Consider the following 18,555-nt stretch of genomic DNA (forward strand, 5'->3'; position numbering starts at 1 on the left):
CGCGGTCGGCCCGATCTTCCCCACCCCGCTGGCTTAAGGTGTCCGAAGCCGGACGAGGGGACGGAAAACCATGCCCGCCAGCGGAGCTGTGACCCGCAGCACCTTGCGGCAGCAGATCGCGGACGCGCTGCGTGACGAGGTGCTCGCGGGGCGTTTACTGCCGGGACAGGAATTCACCGTCAAGCAGATCGCCGAGCAGTACGGGGTCTCCGCGACCCCCGTGCGGGAGGCGCTGGTCGACCTCTCCGCGCAGGACCTGCTCGACTCCGACCAGCACCGGGGCTTCCGGGTCCATCAGTTCTCCGTGGCGGACTTCCGCGGCATGGTCGAGGCGCGCGCGCTCGTCGTCGACGCCGTCTTCCGCGAACTGGGCGGCGGGCAGCTGGCGGCGCGGGCGCAGGGCACGGTCCTCGTCTCCGTACGCCGCCGGGCCGAGGAGGCCGCGCGTGCCGCCAGGGCCGGGGAGCTGAACATCCTCATCGGCTACGACCTGCGGTTCTGGCGCGAGCTGTGCGCCCTGGTCGCCAACCGTTACGTCGCGGAGTTCCTGCACCGGCTGCGCGTGCAGGCCTGGGTGTTCTCCGTACCGTTCCTGCGGGCGGAGTCCGAGAACGGGGCGGGCGGCACGTGCGCCACCTGGCTCTGGAACGGCTACGAACCGCTGGTCGACGCCCTGACCCTCGGTGACGCGACGGCGGCGCGGACCGTCATCGGTGACTACGACGACCACTCACTGAGGTGGGCGGACCGGCTGGAGCGCCCGCAGATATGACGGAGAAGGAAATCCCGGACGCCGACACGGACTCGCGCGCCCCCGCCCCTGCGGACCGCGATGCCGGTACGGGCGCGGTCGCCCCCAAGGACGCCGACACGCCTACCGGTTCCGACGCGCCCGCGGGTGCCGACGCCGGTTCCGACGCGCCTGCCGGTGCCGACGCCGGTACAGGTGCCGCTGCCCCTGCGGACGCCGACACCGGTACGGATGCCGACACCGGTACGGATGCCGACACCGGTACGGATGCCGACACCGGTACGGACGCCGACACCGGTACGGACGACGGCGCTCCGGCGGACGCCGACACCGACACCGACGCCGCCGAAGCCGGTGCGGGTGCCCCGAGCCCCGGCGGTCTCGTCGACCTCACCGTCGTCGTACCCGCGTACAACGAGGAGCGCCGGCTGCGCCCCACCCTCGACGCCATCCGCGAGCACCTGCGCGCGGACCCCGGCCGCTGGGGCGAGTGGGAGCTGATCGTCGTCGACGACGGCTCGACGGACCGTACGGCCGAGGTCGCGGCCGAGGCCGCCGCCGACGAGCCGCGCATCCACGTCGTCAGGAGCGACGGCAACCACGGCAAGGGCCACGCCCTGCGGCAGGGCGTGCTCGCCTCGTACGGCCGTCGCGTGCTCGTGACCGACGCTGACCTCGCCACCCCGATCGACGAACTCGACCGGCTCGACAAGCAGCTCACCGCGGACGGTGGCGGCGGCGCGGCGATCGGCTCGCGCGCCCATCCCGACGCCCGTATAGAGGTACGGCAGCTCGCGGTGCGCGAGTGGCTGGGGAGGCTCGGCAACCGGCTGATACGGCTCGTCGCGGTCGACGGCATCAGCGACACCCAGTGCGGCTTCAAGCTCTTCGACGGCGAGCGGGCGCGGGCCGCCTTCGCCGATTCGCGGCTGGACGGCTGGGGCATCGACGTCGAGATACTGCGCTTCTTCCGCCGTTCCGGCTGGCCGGTGACGGAGGTGCCGGTGCGCTGGTCGCACCAGCCGGGCTCGAAGGTACGGCCGCTGGACTACGGCCGGGTGCTGCTGGAGCTGGCGCGGCTGCGGGGCGCACGCGGCCCCGCGGACCGTGTGCGCGACTGGACCCGCCGGCACCGTACGGACCTGGCGGTCGCCGGACTCTACGTCCTCGCCTCCTTCTTCCTCTACAAGGGGCTGTGGGCGGATCTCGACCGCGCCTACCTCGCCGACGCGGGCTCGGACCAGAACCAGTGGGAGTGGTTCTTCGCGGTCACCGCCGACAACGTCACGCATCTGCGCAATCCGCTCTTCACGACGGTCCAGAACTTCCCCGACGGCGTGAACCTGATGGCGAACACCGTCATGCTCGGGCTCTCGGTCCCCCTCGCCCCCGTCACCCTCGCCCTCGGCCCCGCCGTCACCTGGGCGCTCGTGCTGACGCTCGGGCTGGCCGCCACCGCGGGCGCCTGGTACTGGCTGTTCGTACGCCGGCTGACCGCGCACCGCTGGGCGGCGGCGCTCGGCGCGGCGCTGGCGGCCTTCGCGCCGCCGATGATCTCGCACGCCAACGCGCATCCGAACTTCCTCGTCCTGTTCATGCTCCCGGTGATCATCGACCGGGCGCTGAAGCTGTGCGCACCCGCAACCGCAACCGCAACCGCACCCGCGCCGGACGCCGGGGCAGGACGGCGCGGGACCGTACGGGACGGTGTCCTGCTGGGCCTGTTCGCGACGTACCAGATCTTCCTCGGCGAGGAGGCGCTGCTGCTCGCCGTGATGGGCATGCTGCTCTTCGCGCTCTCGTACGCCGTGCTGCGCCGCGATGTCGCACGGGCGGCGCTCGGCCCCCTGCTCCGCGGGACCGGGGTGGCGCTGCTGGTCTGTCTGCCGCTGCTGGCGTTCCCGCTGTACTGGCAGTTCCTCGGCCCGCAGAGCTACCACAGCGTGCTGCACGGTGACAACGCCGGCAACAGCCCGCTGGCCTTCCTGGAGTTCTCCGGGCGGGCGCTCTTCGGCGACGAGGCGACGGCCGACGCCCTGGCGATGAACCGCACCGAGCAGAACGCCTTCTACGGCTGGCCGCTGATCTCCCTCACGCTGGGGATCGTGGTGTGGCTGTGGCGGCTCGCGGTCGTCAGGGCGCTGGCGGTCACGGCGGTGGGGGCGGCGCTGCTGTCGCTGGGCCCGAGGATCCCCGTCCCCTACACCGACATCGTGGTGCCGGGCCCGTGGTGGCTGCTGCGGGACCAGCCGCTCTTCGAGTCGGTCATCGAGTCACGGGTGGCGATGGTCTGCGCGCCGGCGCTGGGCGCGCTGGTGGCGCTCGCGGTGACGCACCTGGCGGACGCGCGGGACGCGCGGGACGCCCGAGCCGCCTGGGAGGTGGCGGGCGCCCCGGACGGGCGGGCCGCCCGGCAGGAGCGCGTCCAGCGGGCCGTCGGCCTCGCGGTGGTGGCCGCCGCGCTGATCCCGATCGTGCCGACGCCGCTGCCGGTACGGGAGCGGCCCGACGTACCGCGGTTCTTCACGGAGAAGATGTACCGCCCGTACGTGGCCGAGGGCGAGTCCGTGGTCCCCGTACCGCTGCCGGACCCGGGCAACGCCGAGGCGCTGCACTGGCTCTCCGCGACCGGGCTCGGCTTCTCCGTGCCGGGCGGCTACTTCAACGGGCCGTGGGGCGAGAACCGGATGGGCATCTACGGGGCGCCCGCCCGCTACACCTCCGACATGCTGCGTGAGGTGCGTTACAGCGGCCGGGCCGCGGTGATCGACGACAAGTGGCGCGCGCAGGCCCGCTTCGACCTGGACTTCTGGAAGGGGGGCGTGGTGGTGCTCGCCCCGCAGCCCAACGACGCGGCGCTCTACGAGACGCTTGAGCAGTTGTTCGAGCGGCCGGGGAAGCGGATCGGCGGGGTCTGGATCTGGGACCTCCCGCCCAGAGGCTGACCTTCCACCCAGAAGCTGACCTCCCACCCGGAGGCCGACGGACCGCGGTTGCCCGGCCGACGGACCGCCCGAAGGCCCGTCGGCCGGATCACGGCCGTCGGCCGGAGCCATGCCCCGTCGGCCGGAGCATGAGGGCCCCCGGTTCCTGGGTAGCGATCGATACCGGATGATGGGGACGCGATGATGCGGGGCCGACGGGCCCCGGGGCCGCGGGAGGGGCCTCCGGGCCGATGGGGGCCGCCGGGCCCCTACGCCCGACGTGTCCGCCGCATTACGCTGTCCCGACCATCGCGCGCACGCGTACGAACCCGTTGGAGAGCGAGCCTCCCTTGGCCTGTGACCTGTGGTTGGTCCCCCTCGTCGATGTGCTGTGCCACAGCCCCGACAATCCCTTCGCCGAAGAGATCGCCGCGTACGACAAGGCGCTCGGCGAAGCCGGGCTGCCGTCCGTTCCCGTCTTCGCCTACATGCCGGGCCTCGCGGGCGATGTCGCCCCGGTCGCCGGCTTCGACTACGACGCGCTGCACTTCCTGCGGCGCGCGTACCTGCTCCAGCTCTGCGGCCTCGCGGTGACGCCGGTCGGTGAACTGGGCGGCGACTACGAGCAGTTGCTGGAGATGTTCGAGTCGACCGCGAAGCAGTCGCATCTCGTCTGGCATTACGACCACGCGGGCGCGTACGTCCCCGTGGACTTCGACACGCCCCTCTCGAACGAGGAACTCCTGGCGGGCGGCGGCCCGTTGGGCTCGTCGCAGGGGCTGCTGCGCGAACTGGAGATCGTCGCCCCGGCGATCGGCATCGACCCGGCCAACCCCCCGTCGGCCCCGACCCCGCCGGACCGCCCCACGTCCCTGGAGGAACCGGCGGCCTCGATCCCCTACGACGACAGCCCGTTCGCCCGGGAGCGCCATGTGTGGCTGGGGCTGCACGCGGCGGCCACCAGGAGCCTGGCCCAAGGCTCCATGATCATCTTCAGCTGACCCGTACGTCAGCGGCATTCCAGCTGACCGGTACTTCAGTTGACCGGTACCTCGGCGGACAGGCGCTCCGGTCCACGGGTTCAGGGGCCGATGAAACCATTCGGCCCCTGAATTCTCCCTTCTGTCGAGTTCTCGACAGCCGGCCGCGAGAAGTCGCCGGGGCCCCCGGCCCCGGGCATGCTCGGAGCATGGAGCACAAGCGGAAAGACGCGTCGCCCGGGGCCCCCGCAGCGCCCGAAGTGGCGGTCAGGGTCAAACGGGTGTACGAGGACTGGGCCCCCGAGGACGGCACCCGGGTGCTGGTCGACCGGCTCTGGCCGCGCGGCCTCAGCAAGGAGGACGCACGGCTCGACGAATGGGCCAAGTCGGCCACCCCCTCGGCCGAGCTCCGCGCCTGGTACCACGAGCGGCTGGAGGAGCGGTACGACGAGTTCTGCGCCCGTTACGAGGCCGAACTGGCCGAACCCGAGCCCTCGGCGGCCCTGCGGCGGCTCCGGGAGCTGGCCCGCTCCGACCGCCCGCTCACCCTGCTCACGGCGGCGAAACGCCTGGGCCGCACGCACGCGGACCTGCTGGCCCGCCTGGTGGCGGCTCCGTAGGTCCTGCCGGCCGCTCGCCTACCGCGTCTCGGGCGGCCGCTGCCTGGGCATGTTCGGCCGGGCGCCCGGCGGCAGCGGGAAGCGGCCCAGGTGCGGCACCGGGCCCTCGCCGCGGACCCCGCCCATCGGCATCGACTGCATCACCAGCGGCGCCGGTCCCGAGCGGAACTCGACCATCCAGTCGGCCGTTTCCGCCCGTACCAGCTCCGTCACGTCCTCCGTGAACCGCCGCAGCACCCCGAGACACCGTTCCGCCGCCTCGCTCGCCGTGCCGTCCGTCGGGCCCAGCATCTCCCGTACGCACTCCGAGGCCCAGTCGAACTGGAGCGTCTGCAGCCGGCGCTGCACCGCCTGCGCCGTGGCCACCGCCCGCATCCACCCGGACGTCAGCCCGAAGTACCGGTCGCACCCCACGCACGCCGCGCCCAGCAGCAGCGAGATGTACCCCCATCCCGCCGCCCCCGGCAGCACTCCCGTCAGATCCATCAGCGGCAGCGTCGCGCCCGCCGTCACCCCGAGCGCGGTGGCGGCGCGCAGGACGCGGGCGAAGCGGCGTTTGCGCACCCGGTCGGCGAGATACCAGTCGACCGTGCGGAGCGCGCCCGTCTCGACCCAGCGGTACAGCTCGTCGAGGCGTTCGGCCGGCTCGCCCCAGTCGCCGAGGGGGAAGGGCCCGCTGATCAGGTCGCCGTACGGCGGGCCGCCCCCGGTGTCGCCGTCGCCGAAGCCGTCCCCGGGGGCCGCGTCCGCGCCGGAGGAGGCGTCCTCCTCCCGGGCGGGGCCTCCGCTCTGCATATCCGGCTGGCTCACCGAGGCACTCCTCTACGGTCTGCTGGGCTTTACGGTCTGCTGGGCACTGGATGACACCGAGTGACGCGCATCACCCGCGGTGACGCACCCGCGTGCGTACATACGTACGGGTGTGCGTGCATGTGTACGAGGCGAACGGGACGATCCGCGCATGATGATGTGCTCGCAATTCCTACCGCCGAATGGTGGGCCGCGTGGCCGGAATCCCGGCGATTCCACCCATCTCAGGGGTGTGATCAGGTAGGGGAGCCGTAAGGGACTCACCCGAAAGAGTTGGTCCCGGTGGGGTGGGGCGCGGTGCGCGAGGACCACGTAGGCTCGGCTTACAGGTACATCGTCGTCGAAATGCCAGGAGTGCCCGTGATTCCCGGTGGTGGTCAGCCCAACATGCAGGAGCTGCTCCAGCAGGCCCAGAAGATGCAGCAGGACCTCGCGCGTGCGCAGGAGGAGCTGGCGGCGACCCTGGTCGACGGCCAGGCGGGCGGCGGGCTGGTGAAGGCGACCGTCAACGGCTCCGGTGAGCTGCGCGGCCTCGTCATCGACCCGAAGGCCGTGGACCCGGAGGACACCGAGACGCTGGCGGACCTCGTCGTCGCGGCCGTCCACGCGGCGAACGAGAACGCGCAGCAGCTCCAGCAGGAGAAGCTGGGCCCGCTGGCGCAGGGCCTCGGCGGTATGCCGGGTCTGCCCTTCTAAGACTCGCCGGTACCAACTAGCGTACGTACTCACGTTTCTCGGCCGTGGCAGGAAAGGCAATCCGTTGTACGAAGGCGTGGTTCAGGACCTCATCGACGAACTGGGCAGGCTGCCCGGCGTCGGTCCCAAGAGCGCGCAGCGGATCGCCTTCCATGTCCTCCAGGCCGAGCCGGCCGACGTCCGCCGCCTCGCGCACGCGCTCCTGGAGGTCAAGGACAAGGTGCGCTTCTGCGCGGTGTGCGGCAACGTCGCCCAGGAGGAGCACTGCGGGATCTGCCGCGACGTCCGCAGGGACGTGACGGTGATCTGCGTGGTGGAGGAGCCGAAGGACGTCGTCGCGGTCGAGCGCACCCGCGAGTTCCGCGGGAAGTACCACGTGCTCGGCGGCGCGATCAGCCCCATCGAGGGCGTCGGCCCCGACGACCTGCGGATCCGCGAACTGCTGGCCCGCCTCGCCGACGGTACGGTCACCGAGCTGATCCTCGCGACCGACCCCAATCTGGAAGGCGAGGCCACGGCGACGTACCTCGCCCGCATGATCAAGCCGATGGGCCTCAGGGTCACACGTCTGGCCAGTGGTCTCCCCGTCGGGGGCGACCTGGAATATGCCGACGAGGTCACGCTCGGGCGTGCCTTCGAGGGGAGACGACTTCTCGATGTCTGACGCAACGCTGCACGCCGTCGACCAGGATCCGGACGACTTCGCCGTCCAGATCGCCGACCAGATCGAGAGCTTCATCGTCGCCGTCACGGAAGTGGCGAAGGGCGACGAGCCGGACAGCGCCGTCCCGTTCCTGCTGCTGGAGTTCTCGCAGCTCATGCTGGCCGGCGGCCGGCTGGGCGCGCACGAGGACATCCTCCCCGACGAGCGGTACGAACCGGACCTGGGCCCCGAGCCGGACGTCGACGAGCTGCGCGAGCGTTTCGCGGTGATCCTGGAGCCGATCGACGTCTACTCCGAGGTCTTCGACCCGTACGAGCCGCGCAAGGCGCCGGTGCCGCATCGTATCTCCGACGACATCGCCGATGTGGTCACGGACCTCCGCCACGGCCTGGCCCACTACCGCGCGGGCCGCACGACCGAGGCGCTGTGGTGGTGGCAGTTCTCGTACTTCTCCAACTGGGGCTCCACCGCCTCCGCCACCCTCCGCGCCCTCCAGTCCCTGGTCGCCCACGTCCGCCTGGACCAGCCCCTCCCGGCCCTGGACGGCCTTGACACGGACCAGGACCTCACCGAGGCGGCGGAAGACGTCCTCGCGGAGGAGGCGGGCCGCGTCATGGCGGAGGAGATCGCGGGCCCCCTGGGCCTCCGTACGGTACGCACGGTCAGCTGACGGGCACCGCCCGGCCGGACCCTTCCACAGCACACGCCCCCTCCGCGCGGAGGGGGCGTTCTGCGTATCGGTGCCGGCGGTGCCCATCGGTGGATTCACCCGGTCCGTACCGGCGTCGCCGCAGGTCGTCCCGGGGCTTGAGCCCCGGGTTCCGGGCCCCGGGCTTCGAGCCCTTTCCCAAGGATTGGGCGGTTGAGGGAAACCCGACCTCCCTCCCCAACCCTCCGCTGACGAGCGAATATGACTATCTGTGTTCGGGTTGCGCCAGAGCGTGTCGAGCGTTTAGGTTCGCCACGTAAAACGGCTCCGGCGGTGCGCCAACACCATTCCGGAGCCTGACCAGCGAGTCGAATACGAGGTTCGATCGTGGCTTACGCCAACTTTAGTGCTGCCCTGCCCGCGCCCGCACACCCCTTGGCCAACCCCGGTTACGGCAAGCGTTCAGCGCCCGACCAACGCCCGCGCGGCGAAGCCGACTTCGCACATCTGCGCACGAGGGAAGCGGCGATTGCCGCATACATCGATCGTCTGCCCGACGGTTCATCCATCGGCTACAAGGCGCTCGCCGCGAACGTCGCGGACTACGGCCAGCAGGCGTGCGGCAAGGCCCTGCGCTTCCTCTCGGACGCGGGTCATCTGCGCCGGGTCAAGGAGCACTTGGCGCTGGAGGACAACAGCTTCCGCTGGGTGACGCACACGTACTTCTCCCGCACGGCCAGGGACGACGAGTGGTGGAAGGCGTACGTCGCCGGTCTTCACGGGATCGACCTGACCGAGCTGGAGCGGCGGCTGCGGGAGGTGGCGGGGGCGGATCCGGCGCCGGGAGCGCGCCAGGATTCCCGCGCGGCGGAGCAGCCGGTATCCGACCCGGAACCGGCGCCCCCGGCACCCGCCCCCGCGCCCGAGCCCTCTCCCGAGCCTGCTCCCGTTGTCGCGCCCGCGCCCGCGTCCCCGCCCGCCTCCGTCGCGTACCGGACCCTCGCGCGCCTCGGCCGTACCGAACCCCGTATGACCCTGTCCGCCGCCGAGTGCGCCGCGCTCGAAGCGCTGGCCGCCGAGTGGCTGGCGCGCGGCGCCACGCCGGACCACATCACCCGATCCCTGACTGCCGGGCTGCCGCATCCCCTGCACAGCCCCGGCGCGATCGCCCGTACCCGACTGGAGAGCAAAATGCCCCCTGAGCCGAGCAGCACCGGCGCACCGGCCCACATCACCCGTGCGCTGATGGCCTGCATCAGCTGCGAGAACGACGAGACGACCACGCTGATGATCCGGGGCGTCTGCGTCGACTGCCAGGAGGAGATGAGGGCGTACGACGCGGCCGAGGAGACCGGCCTGGTCATCGACGCGATCCCGGACACCTTCCGCGCGGTCCCCGCCCAGGTCGACGTGGCCCGCCGCGCCGACGAACTGCGCGCCGCCGCCGGCCTGAAGGCCCGCCCGGTTCCCGAGCCGGTGCACAGCGAATACGTACGCGCCCAGGCCACGGCGCTCGGCAGCGGCGGCGGTACGTCGGCTCGGGCGGGCGAATGAGCCGGCGGGAGGCCCTGGTCAGGGCACCATGGAGGGAAGGAGGCGACACCATGACCCCCAGGACCGCTGACCGGCCCGAGCCGCAGATGTCGATCGAGGAGTTCGAAGAGCTTGCCCGCCGTGCGCCGGAAATGGTGCGGCTGGAGTTCGTCAACGGAAGGGTGCAGGTCAAGGCGGTGCCGGACGGTAATCATGGCCAGATCGTCATGTGGCTGCTCAAACAATGCATGCAGCAGCGTCCGGAACTGTCGCTCTTTCCGGAGCAGGGGCTGCGAGTCGAGTCCTACCGGCAGGGGAGGGCTCGTCCCGATGGGGCACTCGCGCCCGAGGAGTACTTCGTCGGCGCGGGCGAGTGGTCGGATCCCCAGGGCGTCCTGATGACCGTGGAGGTCACGTCGAGGGACGCGGACACCACCCGGCGGGACCGGATCGAGAAGCCGGACGGCTATGCGGCCGCCCGCATCCCCGTCTACCTCCTGGTGGACCGCGACGCCTGCTCCGTGACCGTCCACGCCGAGCCTGAGAACGGCGTCTACCGCGCCGTCACCACACGCCCCTTCGGAGCCGTCGTCGAGCTTCCCGATCCGGTCGGCATCACGCTCGAAACGGAGAAGCTCAAGGATTACGTGGAGTGAGGGGAGAGGGAGCGCCGCGCGCATGCGCGTGACGTGGGCCACGTTGCCGCGTGTCACCGGCGAACGGGGGCATGCTTCCTCACCGAGCGGCCGTGCATGCCTCGGTGATCACGGAGTGAGCGGGACATCTCACGATGCGATATATCCGGGCCGTCCTGCGGCCGCTCGTTAAACTGAGCCGACAGCTGTGCTGTGCCGCGACGCGCGGCGCAGCAGCGATGGACTGAGCGAGGAGCGCACGTGGGCCTTGTCGTGCAGAAGTACGGAGGCTCCTCCGTAGCCGATGCCGAAGGCATCAAGCGGGTCGCCAAGAGGATCGTCGACGCCAAGAAGAACGGCCACCAGGTGGTCGTCGTGGTGTCGGCGATGGGTGACACGACGGACGAGTTGATCGATCTCGCCGGGCAGGTATCCCCGATCCCTGCCGGGCGTGAGTTCGACATGCTGCTGACCGCCGGAGAGCGGATCTCCATGGCCCTGCTGGCGATGGCGATCAAAAACCTGGGCCACGAGGCCCAGTCGTTCACCGGCAGCCAGGCAGGCGTCATCACCGACTCGGTCCACAACAAAGCGCGCATCATCGATGTCACGCCGGGCCGGATCCGGACCGCCGTCGACGAGGGCAACATCGCCATCGTCGCCGGGTTCCAGGGGGTGTCCCAGGACAAGAAGGACATCACCACCCTGGGACGGGGCGGCTCGGACACCACCGCCGTCGCGCTCGCCGCGGCGCTGGACGCCGAGGTGTGTGAGATCTACACCGATGTGGACGGTGTCTTCACCGCCGACCCCCGGGTCGTCGCGAAGGCCCGGAAGATCGACTGGATCTCCTTCGGGGACATGCTGGAGCTGGCCAGTTCCGGCTCCAAGGTGCTGCTGCACCGCTGCGTCGAGTACGCGCGCCGATACAACATCCCGATCCATGTCCGCTCCTCCTTCTCGGGGCTTCAGGGCACATGGGTCAGCAACGAACCGCAAGGGGACCGCAAGGTGGAGCAGGCCATCATCTCCGGTGTCGCTCATGACACCTCCGAGGCGAAGATCACGGTCGTGGGCGTCCCCGACAGGCCCGGCGAGGCGGCGACGATCTTCCGCGTCATCGCGGACAACGAGATCAACCTCGACATGGTGGTGCAGAACGTCTCCGCCGCGTCGACCGGACTGACCGACATCTCGTTCACGCTGCCGAAGACCGAGGGCCGCAAGGCCATCGACGCGCTGGAGAAGACGAAGGAGAAGATCGGCTTCGACTCGCTGCGCTACGACGACCAGATCGGCAAGGTCTCGCTCGTCGGCGCCGGGATGAAGACCAACCCGGGCGTCACCGCCGGGTTCTTCGAAGCGCTCTCCAACGTGGGCGTCAACATCGAGCTGATCTCGACATCCGAGATCCGGATCTCGGTCGTCATGCGGGAGGAGTCGGTCGTGGACGCCGTACGCGCGGTGCACACCGCCTTCGGCCTCGACAGCGACTCCGACGAGGCCGTGGTCTACGGCGGCACCGGGCGATGAACGGGCGGCCGACGCTCGCGGTCGTGGGAGCGACCGGGGCCGTCGGCGCCGTCATGCTCCAGATCCTGTCGCAGCACGCCGACGTCTGGGGCGACATCCGGCTGCTCGCCTCACCCCGTACGGGCGGCCGCGAGCTGTCCGTACGGGGCTGCGCCGTCGAGGTCGTCCCGCTCTCCGAGGAGGCCCTGGACGGCGTCGACGTCGCGGTGTTCCTCGTACCTGACGACGTGTCCGCGAAGTGGGCGCCCGTCGCCGCCGCCAAGGGCGCCGTCGTGGTGGACCAGTCGGCCGCCTTCCGGATGGACCCGGACGTACCGCTGGTCGTTCCCGAGGTGAACCCGCACGGCGTCCGGGCCCGGCCGCGCTCCATCATCGCGGGGCCCGGCTGCGCCACGCTCACGATGATCGTCGCGGTGGGCGCGCTGCACGCCGAGTTCGGCCTGCGCGAACTGGTCGTCTCCTCGTACCAGGCGGTCAGCGCCGAAGGGCGGGCCGGCGTCGACGCCCTGCGCGACCAGCTCTCCCTGGTCGCCGGTACGGAACTGGGCACCCACCCCGGCGACGTGCGGCGCGCCGTCGGCGATGCCACCGGGCCGTTCCCCGCGCCGCTGGCCCTCAACGTCGTGCCGTGGGCCGGCTCCCCGGACCCGGCGGGCGACGGCTGGTCCTCGGAGGAGACGGCGATCCGGGACGAGACCCGGAAGATCCTGGACCTGCCCGCGCTGCGGGTCGCGGCGACCTGCGTCCGCGTCCCCGTCATCACCGGGCACTCCCTCTCCGTACACGCGCGCTTCGAGCAGGAGATCACGGTCGGCCGGGCGCACGAGATCCTCGCGACCTCGCCCGGCGTGGTGCTCTTCGACAACCCGGGGACGGGTGATTTCCCCACGCCCGCCGATGTCGTGGGGACGGACCCGACCTGGGTGGGGCGCGTACGGCGCTCGCTGGACGACCCCAGGGCGCTGGAGCTGTTCGTCTGCGGCGACAACCTGCGCAAGGGCGCCGCGCTCAACACCGCCCAGATCGCCGAGACCGTCGCCGCCGAGCTGACGAAGCGGTAGGCGGGTAGGCGGCGGCCGGTCGGCCGGGCCGAAGAGGCTGAAGCGGCGGCAGTGGTGGCTGATCGGTCGTAGTCGGCGTAAATCAGTGGGTCGAGATGCGTCAAACCTTTGTAGGATCTGTGAACGCCCCATGGGCAGGCTGGCCGACTATGCCTCTTGAACTGGGGTGTTGTCATGTCCGACGATACTCGTCCCACCTTTCCGCGAGTCTCCGCGCGAACACCGCGCGAGCACTGCAACCGCCGGATGGCTGGGAAGCGTCTCTGCGGTCGCCCCTGTGAGGTGCTGCGGAATCGGGGCATAGGGGGAGATCGGGTACGCATGAGGGTATTCAGTGCAGCGTCAAATGGGGTGGCGTGCGCGTACAACCCTGACGGGGGGAAGCGTGTCCAACAGGCGTGGCAGCAGAGGTTCTCGACATCACGGCGGTTGTCCCGGTGCGCGGCACGGCAGTGCGTCCGCACCGGCGGGCCCGCACGCCCGGCGGCATGCCGGTGATCGCCCCCATGCCGGCCGCCCGGCCCACCCGTATCCCGTCCCAGCGCGAGGGCGCTGAGGAGGCGATGGCGGCGGGTACCACCGTCGACCATCTCACCGAGACCTACCGCGCCCACTACCGGTCGCTGCTCGGTCTCGCCGCCCTGCTGCTCGACGACACGGCCTCCTGCGAGGACGTCGTCCAGGAGGCGTTCATCCGCGTGCACTCCGCGCGCAACCGGGTGCGGGAGCCGGAGAAGACGCTGGCGTACCTGCGCCAGACGGTGGTGAACCTCTCCCGCTCCGCGCTGCGCCGCCGCATACTCGGGCTGAAGCTGCTCTCGAAGCCGATGCCCGACATGGCGAGCGCGGAGGAGGGGGCGTACGACCTGCTGGAGCGGGACGCGCTGATCAAGGCGATGCGCGGACTGCAGCGCAGGCAGCGTGAAGTGCTCTCCCTGCGCTACTTCGCCGACATGACCGAGGCGCAGGTCGCCGAGACGCTCGGGATATCGCTGGGCTCGGTCAAGGCGTACGGCTCGCGCGGGATCGCGGCGCTGCGCGTCGCCATGGAGGCGTCGGGATGAGCGCGTGGCGCAAGGACCGGGGCGCCGCCGGGCGTGAGCACGGACCGGCGGGCGAACCGGACCATGGACAGGAGCGTGTACGGGGGCGGGAGAAGGATGGGCGGGGAACCCCCGACGTGCCGTTGAACGACCTGACTGGAAACGGAACTGTGAGCAACGGGCCGGAGAACGAGCTGAGCGGCCGCGCTGACGGAGCTGACGGAGAGCGCGCCGAGGCCACCGCGGAGCAGGCGAAGGCCGACGCGTCGGGCGCCGCAGAGGAGCCCGGGACGGCCGAGAAGGCCGAAGAGGCCGAGGAGCCCGACGACGCGGGCCGCGGCACGGGTGACGCCCGGGACGCCGGTGCGTCGCGTGACGCCCGGGATGCACGGGACGCGGGTGACATGCGCGCCTTGCATGAGGCGAGGGGGGGCCGTGATCTGCGTGATGCCCGTGACCTGCGTGACGCCGCGGACCGGCGCTCCGACGGCGACCTGACGACAAAACTGAACGCGGATCTGAACGCGGGTCCGGGTGCGGATCCGAGCGGGGATCTGAGCGGCGACCCGGCCGGGGCCCTGGACGGCGACGAGTTGGCGCTGCGCCGGCTCCTGCACGGGGCCGTGGGGGACCTGCGGCCGTCCGACGGCGCGCTGGACCACCTGCGCAAGGCGGTCCCCGTCCGGCGGGCCAGGAAGCGGCAGGCCGTCGTGGGCATGGCCGCCGCCGCGCTGCTCCTCGGCACGGCGGTGCCCGCCTTCGTGCACGTCACGAACACCAGGACGGTCGCGGACGACCAGGCGATCTCCGCCGGTCACGGCGAGGAGTCGCGGAGCGGCGCGGACACCGACAAGACCGACAAGGACCAGAAGCAGAACCCGGACGGTCCCTCGGACAAGGTGTCCGCCGACGAGGACGAGCCCGACAAGAAGGAGCGGCCCGACGCGGAGGCGTCCGGCGCGACCGACGGCGGCAAGAGCGGTACGGCCGAGACCACCGGTGGCTCCGGTGAGGTCACTTCCTCGCAGGTCTGCAGCGCCGGCCAGCTCGGCGGGGCCAGCGCCGAGGTGGGCACGGCCGACGCCACGGGCAAGGTGTACGGCACGTTCCGCGTCGCCAACGTCTCGTTCTCGCCGTGTACGGTCACCGGCCGCGGCACGATCGGCCTCGGGACCGTCGGCGCGGCCGACCTCGCCAAGGTCAGCCAGTCGGTGCACTTCTCGGGCGACGCGGCGACCGGGCTGCCGGACCCCTCCCAGGAGCTGCCGACGCTGACCCTGCCGCCGAGCGGCGCGTACCTGGTGAAGTTCGCCTGGGTGCCCTCGGAGACCTGCCCGACGGTGAACCCCTCGCCCGATCCCTCACCGACCGGCGACACCTCGGCGGGCGCGACCACCGGCGCCACGACCGGCACCGGAGAGACCGGCACGGACAACGGCGGAACCGGCACGGAGACCCAGCTCCTCACCGACGGCACCACCGAGGACGGCAGCGTCTCCGTCTCCTACACCGCACCGGCGGGCGCCCCGAACGTACAGGCCACGATCCCCAACGCCTGCGCGGGAACCGTCTACTGGACGGGCGTGCTCAGCGGCTCGTAGGGCGATGCACCACCACCTGACCGCCCGGTGGCGGCGGTCGGGCGAGGCGGCAGGGCAGGCGGCCAGGTGAGACGGCCAAGCGGGGCGGTCGGGCCGGACGGTCAGGCCGCGGTGCCCAGGCCCAGCGCCTCGTCCTTGGCGGTCTCCACCTCGCGCCGGGCCAGCCGGAACCACATGAAGACCACGAACCCGGCGAACACGAACCACTCGCCGGTGTACCCCAGGTTCTGGAACGCCTTCAGGTCGAGCCCGGTGTTCTGCGGCGCGGAGGCGGGCACGGGCAGCAGCCCGTCCGACGCCTGGCCCACGGTGACCCACGCGTCGTACACCTCGTACGGCACGAGGTTGACCAGCGAGGCCGCGCTGATCATGCCGAGCTGCCCCTGCGGCAGTCCGCCGCCCGCCCGCACCCCGTCGGAGCCGACCGCCTCGGAGGCCTGGAGCGATCCGGTCACCGTGACCTCGCCGGCCGGCGGCGCGGGGGCCTTCTCGCCGCCCGCCAGCCAGCCGCGGACGACGGGCAGCGCCTGGCCCTCGTCGGTACGGAGCATGGTCAGGACGTACGAACCGGCCCTGCCGTCCAGCTCCCGGTCCGGCACCACGAACTGATCCGCGTACCGCCCCGTCGCCGTGACATGGCGCCCCGAGGTCTCCTGGTCGACCGGCAGCAGCGACGCCACCGCCACCGCGGGGCGCTTCCCCGGATCGGGCTTCTCCTCGGCCGCCCGGTGCGTCTCCACCCGGTCCTCGAAGCGCCCGAGCTGCCACATTCCCATGAAGATACAAAAGGGGATCGCCAGAACGACGAAGACGTTGATCCCCCACCACCGCGGAGTCACCAGGAACCGGTACACCCCTCCACGGTACGGAACGCCGCCCCGCCCGCGGCTCCCGGGGCCCGCTTTACCCCCGATCCACGTGTCGGCTACGCCATGCCCAGGTGCCTCCTCGCGAAGTCCAGTTCCAGCCGCACCTGCTTGATCCGCTCCTCCACCACCAGCGACCCGTGCCCCGCGTCGTACCGGTACACCTCATGGACCGCGTCGCGCGCCGCCAGCCGGTCCACGTAGTTCTCCACCTGGCGGATCGGACAGCGCGGATCGTTCACCCCCGCCGAGATGTAGACCGGGGCCCGCACCGCGTCGACGTACGTCAGCGGGGACGACGCCTCGAAGCGCTCCGGCACCTCCTCCGGCGTACCGCCCAGCAGGGTGCGGTCCATCGCCTTCAGGGCCTCCATCTCGTCGTGATACGCCGTCACGTAATCCGCGACCGGCACGGCGGCGAGCCCCACCGCCCAGGCGTCCGGCTGGGTGCCGAGGCCGAGCAGGGTCAGATAGCCGCCCCACGAGCCGCCCGCCAGGACCAGCCGCTCCGGGTCGGCCAGCCCGGAGGCCACCGCCCACGCGCGCACCGCCGCGATGTCCTCCAGCTCGATCAGCCCGACCCGGTGCTTGAGCGCGTCCGTCCACTCCCGCCCGTACCCCGTCGACCCGCGGTAGTTGACCCGGACCACCGCGAAGCCGTGGTCGACCCAGGCGGCCGGGCCCGCGGCGAACGCGTCGCTGTCGTGCCAGGTCGGGCCGCCGTGGATCTCGAAGACCGTCGGGAAGGGGCCCTCGCCCGCCGGGCGCTGCACCAGCGCGTGGACCCGGCCGCCGGGGCCCTCCGCCCACACGTCCTCCACCGGCACCGAGGCGGGCGCCGTCCTGCCCGGCGGGTCCAGCACCACCCCGCCCGCCGTGGACCGCACCTCCGGCGGTCTGGCCGCCGACGACCACAGATACTCCACACTGCCGTCGGGCCGCGCCGTCGCCCCCGAGACCGTCCCGGCCGGCGTCTCCACCTGGATCAGCGCACTTTTGACGAAGTCATAACGCCACAGCTCGTCGCGGGCCTCGAAGCTGTGCGCGATCAGCAGCCCCGAGCCGTCCGGATACCACTCGGCGTGCACGTCACCCGGCAGCTCGATCGCGAGATCCGTCTCCTCACCCGTCAGCGGATCCCACACGATCGGCTCCCAGCGGCCCCGCCGCTGATGGCCGACGAGCAGCCGGCTGTCCCCGGCCACCGGGGCGAAGCCCAGCACGTCGAGGCCCAGCTCCCGCGTGCCTCCCTCGGTGTCGTCCAGCTCGGCCACCACCGAGCCGTCCAGCCGCAGCACCCGCACCGCCGAGTGCATCGCGTCCCCGTGCTCGGTGTGCTCGATCGCGAGCAGCGTCCCGTCGTGCGACAGATCACCGACCCCGGCCGACTCCCGGTGACGGTAGATCTCGACCGGCGCCTCGCCCGACCGTACGACATGGAGCGTCGAGCCGTCCTCGTCGGTCGAGCGCCCCACGACCGCCGTCCCGTCCCGCCCCAGCGCCAGACCGGCGGGATAGGAGGGAGCGAGCCCCGGCGCCGCGGGCTCGTCGGGCCCCGCCGCCGGCTCCGCGCCGGCCGCCGCCCCGGCCTCCCGCGCGCCGGAGAACGGCTGGCGCATCCAGACCCCGAACTCGTCCCCGTCCGTGTCCGAGAACCACCAGATCCACTCGCCGTCGAGCGAGAGCACCCCGTCCGTCGTCCCGTTCGGCCGGTCCGTCACCTGGCGCTGCGCGCCGGTCGCGCGGTCCCACGCGTACAACTCGTACGTCCCCGTCGCGTTCGACACGAACAGCGCCCGCTCCGGTGCGTCCTCCGCCCAGTCGGGCAGGGAGACCCGGGGCGCGCGGAAGCGCTTCTCCCACTCCGGCATGGAGTCCAGCGTCGAGTCCGGCTGCGAGCCGTTGATCTCAGTCATGACCCCATTCTGCGCTCGGCCGCTGACATCCCGTCGAGATCCCCCTCAGCCTGTGGAAAACCGACCTGTAAACAACTCGGTAACTCGACAACTCGGCAACTCGACAACTCCCGGATTCCGGCTGAGGCGGAGCGGCGGAGCGGCGGAGCGGCGGGGCGTACGAGGTGCGTATGAGAGGCGTATGAGGCGCGTATGAGGGGGCGTATGAGGTGTGAGGGGCATGTGTGACGGGAATCTCCCCAGGGAGAGGTGCTCTCGTCCCGGAGTGCCTCA

The 18,555-nt window shown here is 71.6% G+C and carries 16 protein-coding genes; 13 read left to right on the forward strand and 3 right to left on the reverse strand.

The window, feature by feature from the left end; translation table 11 throughout:
• Positions 1 to 70 precede the first annotated feature (70 nt).
• The 4 genes from ACFXKG_RS09090 (at position 71) to ACFXKG_RS09105 (ending at position 5,275) form a co-directional block, all read left to right on the forward strand.
• Positions 71 to 772 carry a GntR family transcriptional regulator gene (locus tag ACFXKG_RS09090; RefSeq protein ID WP_384834685.1) on the forward strand — a complete coding sequence of 234 codons (702 nt, stop codon included), beginning with the start codon at positions 71 to 73 and terminating at the stop codon, positions 770 to 772.
• Positions 769 to 3,696 carry a glycosyltransferase gene (locus ACFXKG_RS09095; protein WP_384834688.1) on the forward strand — a complete coding sequence of 976 codons (2,928 nt, stop codon included), beginning with the start codon at positions 769 to 771 and terminating at the stop codon, positions 3,694 to 3,696. The genes ACFXKG_RS09090 and ACFXKG_RS09095 overlap by 4 nt, the downstream gene beginning before the upstream one ends.
• Before the next feature lie 329 nt (positions 3,697 to 4,025).
• A complete protein-coding gene (locus tag ACFXKG_RS09100; protein ID WP_382894268.1) occupies positions 4,026 to 4,676 on the forward strand; it encodes a hypothetical protein in 651 nt (216 codons plus the stop codon).
• A gap of 188 nt (positions 4,677 to 4,864) precedes the next feature.
• Positions 4,865 to 5,275, forward strand: coding sequence for a DUF488 domain-containing protein (locus tag ACFXKG_RS09105; RefSeq protein ID WP_384834690.1), 411 nt, complete (start codon positions 4,865 to 4,867; stop codon positions 5,273 to 5,275).
• Between the two features lie 18 nt (positions 5,276 to 5,293).
• Here the strand turns inward: ACFXKG_RS09105 and ACFXKG_RS09110 are convergent, their stop codons facing one another.
• Positions 5,294 to 6,085 carry an SLATT domain-containing protein gene (locus ACFXKG_RS09110; protein ID WP_384834693.1) on the reverse strand — a complete coding sequence of 264 codons (792 nt, stop codon included), beginning with the start codon at positions 6,083 to 6,085 and terminating at the stop codon, positions 5,294 to 5,296.
• 360 nt (positions 6,086 to 6,445) lie between these two features.
• Between ACFXKG_RS09110 and ACFXKG_RS09115 the strand changes: the two genes are divergently transcribed.
• The 9 genes from ACFXKG_RS09115 to ACFXKG_RS09155 all read left to right on the forward strand — a co-directional run bounded on the left by ACFXKG_RS09115 (position 6,446) and on the right by ACFXKG_RS09155 (position 15,500).
• Positions 6,446 to 6,781: a YbaB/EbfC family nucleoid-associated protein gene (locus ACFXKG_RS09115; protein WP_382894365.1), complete on the forward strand. Its 336-nt coding sequence runs from the start codon at positions 6,446 to 6,448 to the stop codon at positions 6,779 to 6,781.
• Positions 6,782 to 6,845: 64 nt separating this feature from the next.
• Positions 6,846 to 7,445 (forward strand): recombination mediator RecR, encoded by a 600-nt coding sequence (recR, locus tag ACFXKG_RS09120; RefSeq protein WP_384834696.1) that lies wholly within the window; start codon positions 6,846 to 6,848, stop codon positions 7,443 to 7,445.
• Positions 7,438 to 8,115, forward strand: coding sequence for a DUF5063 domain-containing protein (locus ACFXKG_RS09125; RefSeq protein WP_384834698.1), 678 nt, complete (start codon positions 7,438 to 7,440; stop codon positions 8,113 to 8,115). Before recR ends, ACFXKG_RS09125 begins: the two co-directional genes overlap by 8 nt.
• 366 nt (positions 8,116 to 8,481) lie before the next feature.
• The gene (locus ACFXKG_RS09130) at positions 8,482 to 9,648 is read left to right on the forward strand and encodes a hypothetical protein (protein ID WP_384834701.1); all 1,167 of its coding nucleotides are present in this window, start codon (positions 8,482 to 8,484) and stop codon (positions 9,646 to 9,648) included.
• A gap of 50 nt (positions 9,649 to 9,698) precedes the next feature.
• A complete protein-coding gene (locus ACFXKG_RS09135) occupies positions 9,699 to 10,283 on the forward strand; it encodes a Uma2 family endonuclease (protein WP_384834704.1) in 585 nt (194 codons plus the stop codon).
• Between the two features lie 240 nt (positions 10,284 to 10,523).
• Positions 10,524 to 11,795: an aspartate kinase gene (locus tag ACFXKG_RS09140; protein WP_382894276.1), complete on the forward strand. Its 1,272-nt coding sequence runs from the start codon at positions 10,524 to 10,526 to the stop codon at positions 11,793 to 11,795.
• Positions 11,792 to 12,856, forward strand: a complete 1,065-nt coding sequence (locus tag ACFXKG_RS09145) for an aspartate-semialdehyde dehydrogenase (RefSeq protein WP_384834708.1) — start codon at positions 11,792 to 11,794, stop codon at positions 12,854 to 12,856. Before ACFXKG_RS09140 ends, ACFXKG_RS09145 begins: the two co-directional genes overlap by 4 nt.
• Before the next feature lie 488 nt (positions 12,857 to 13,344).
• The gene (locus tag ACFXKG_RS09150) at positions 13,345 to 13,920 is read left to right on the forward strand and encodes a SigE family RNA polymerase sigma factor (protein WP_365806497.1); all 576 of its coding nucleotides are present in this window, start codon (positions 13,345 to 13,347) and stop codon (positions 13,918 to 13,920) included.
• Positions 13,921 to 14,069: 149 nt separating this feature from the next.
• The gene (locus tag ACFXKG_RS09155; protein ID WP_384834710.1) at positions 14,070 to 15,500 is read left to right on the forward strand and encodes a hypothetical protein; all 1,431 of its coding nucleotides are present in this window, start codon (positions 14,070 to 14,072) and stop codon (positions 15,498 to 15,500) included.
• 101 nt (positions 15,501 to 15,601) lie between these two features.
• Here the strand turns inward: ACFXKG_RS09155 and ACFXKG_RS09160 are convergent, their stop codons facing one another.
• Both ACFXKG_RS09160 and ACFXKG_RS09165 read right to left on the reverse strand, forming a co-directional pair.
• A complete protein-coding gene (locus ACFXKG_RS09160; protein ID WP_384834713.1) occupies positions 15,602 to 16,354 on the reverse strand; it encodes an SURF1 family protein in 753 nt (250 codons plus the stop codon).
• Between the two features lie 71 nt (positions 16,355 to 16,425).
• On the reverse strand, positions 16,426 to 18,282 hold the full coding sequence (locus ACFXKG_RS09165) for a prolyl oligopeptidase family serine peptidase (protein WP_384834716.1): 1,857 nt from the start codon (positions 18,280 to 18,282) through the stop codon (positions 16,426 to 16,428).
• Positions 18,283 to 18,555 lie beyond the last annotated feature (273 nt).

Origin of the sequence: Streptomyces sp. NPDC059255, assembly GCF_042752355.1 — a bacterium.
Lineage (GTDB): Bacteria > Actinomycetota > Actinomycetes > Streptomycetales > Streptomycetaceae > Streptomyces.

Coding starts and splice junctions, on each gene's coding strand:
- ACFXKG_RS09090 (WP_384834685.1), top strand. CDS start 71: ATGCCCGCCAGCGGAGCTGTGACCCGCAGCACCTTGCGGCAGCAGATC.
- ACFXKG_RS09095 (WP_384834688.1), top strand. CDS start 769: ATGACGGAGAAGGAAATCCCGGACGCCGACACGGACTCGCGCGCCCCC.
- ACFXKG_RS09105 (WP_384834690.1), top strand. CDS start 4,865: ATGGAGCACAAGCGGAAAGACGCGTCGCCCGGGGCCCCCGCAGCGCCC.
- ACFXKG_RS09125 (WP_384834698.1), top strand. CDS start 7,438: ATGTCTGACGCAACGCTGCACGCCGTCGACCAGGATCCGGACGACTTC.
- ACFXKG_RS09135 (WP_384834704.1), top strand. CDS start 9,699: ATGACCCCCAGGACCGCTGACCGGCCCGAGCCGCAGATGTCGATCGAG.
- ACFXKG_RS09145 (WP_384834708.1), top strand. CDS start 11,792: ATGAACGGGCGGCCGACGCTCGCGGTCGTGGGAGCGACCGGGGCCGTC.
- ACFXKG_RS09150 (WP_365806497.1), top strand. CDS start 13,345: ATGCCGGTGATCGCCCCCATGCCGGCCGCCCGGCCCACCCGTATCCCG.
- ACFXKG_RS09165 (WP_384834716.1), bottom strand. CDS start 18,282: ATGACTGAGATCAACGGCTCGCAGCCGGACTCGACGCTGGACTCCATG.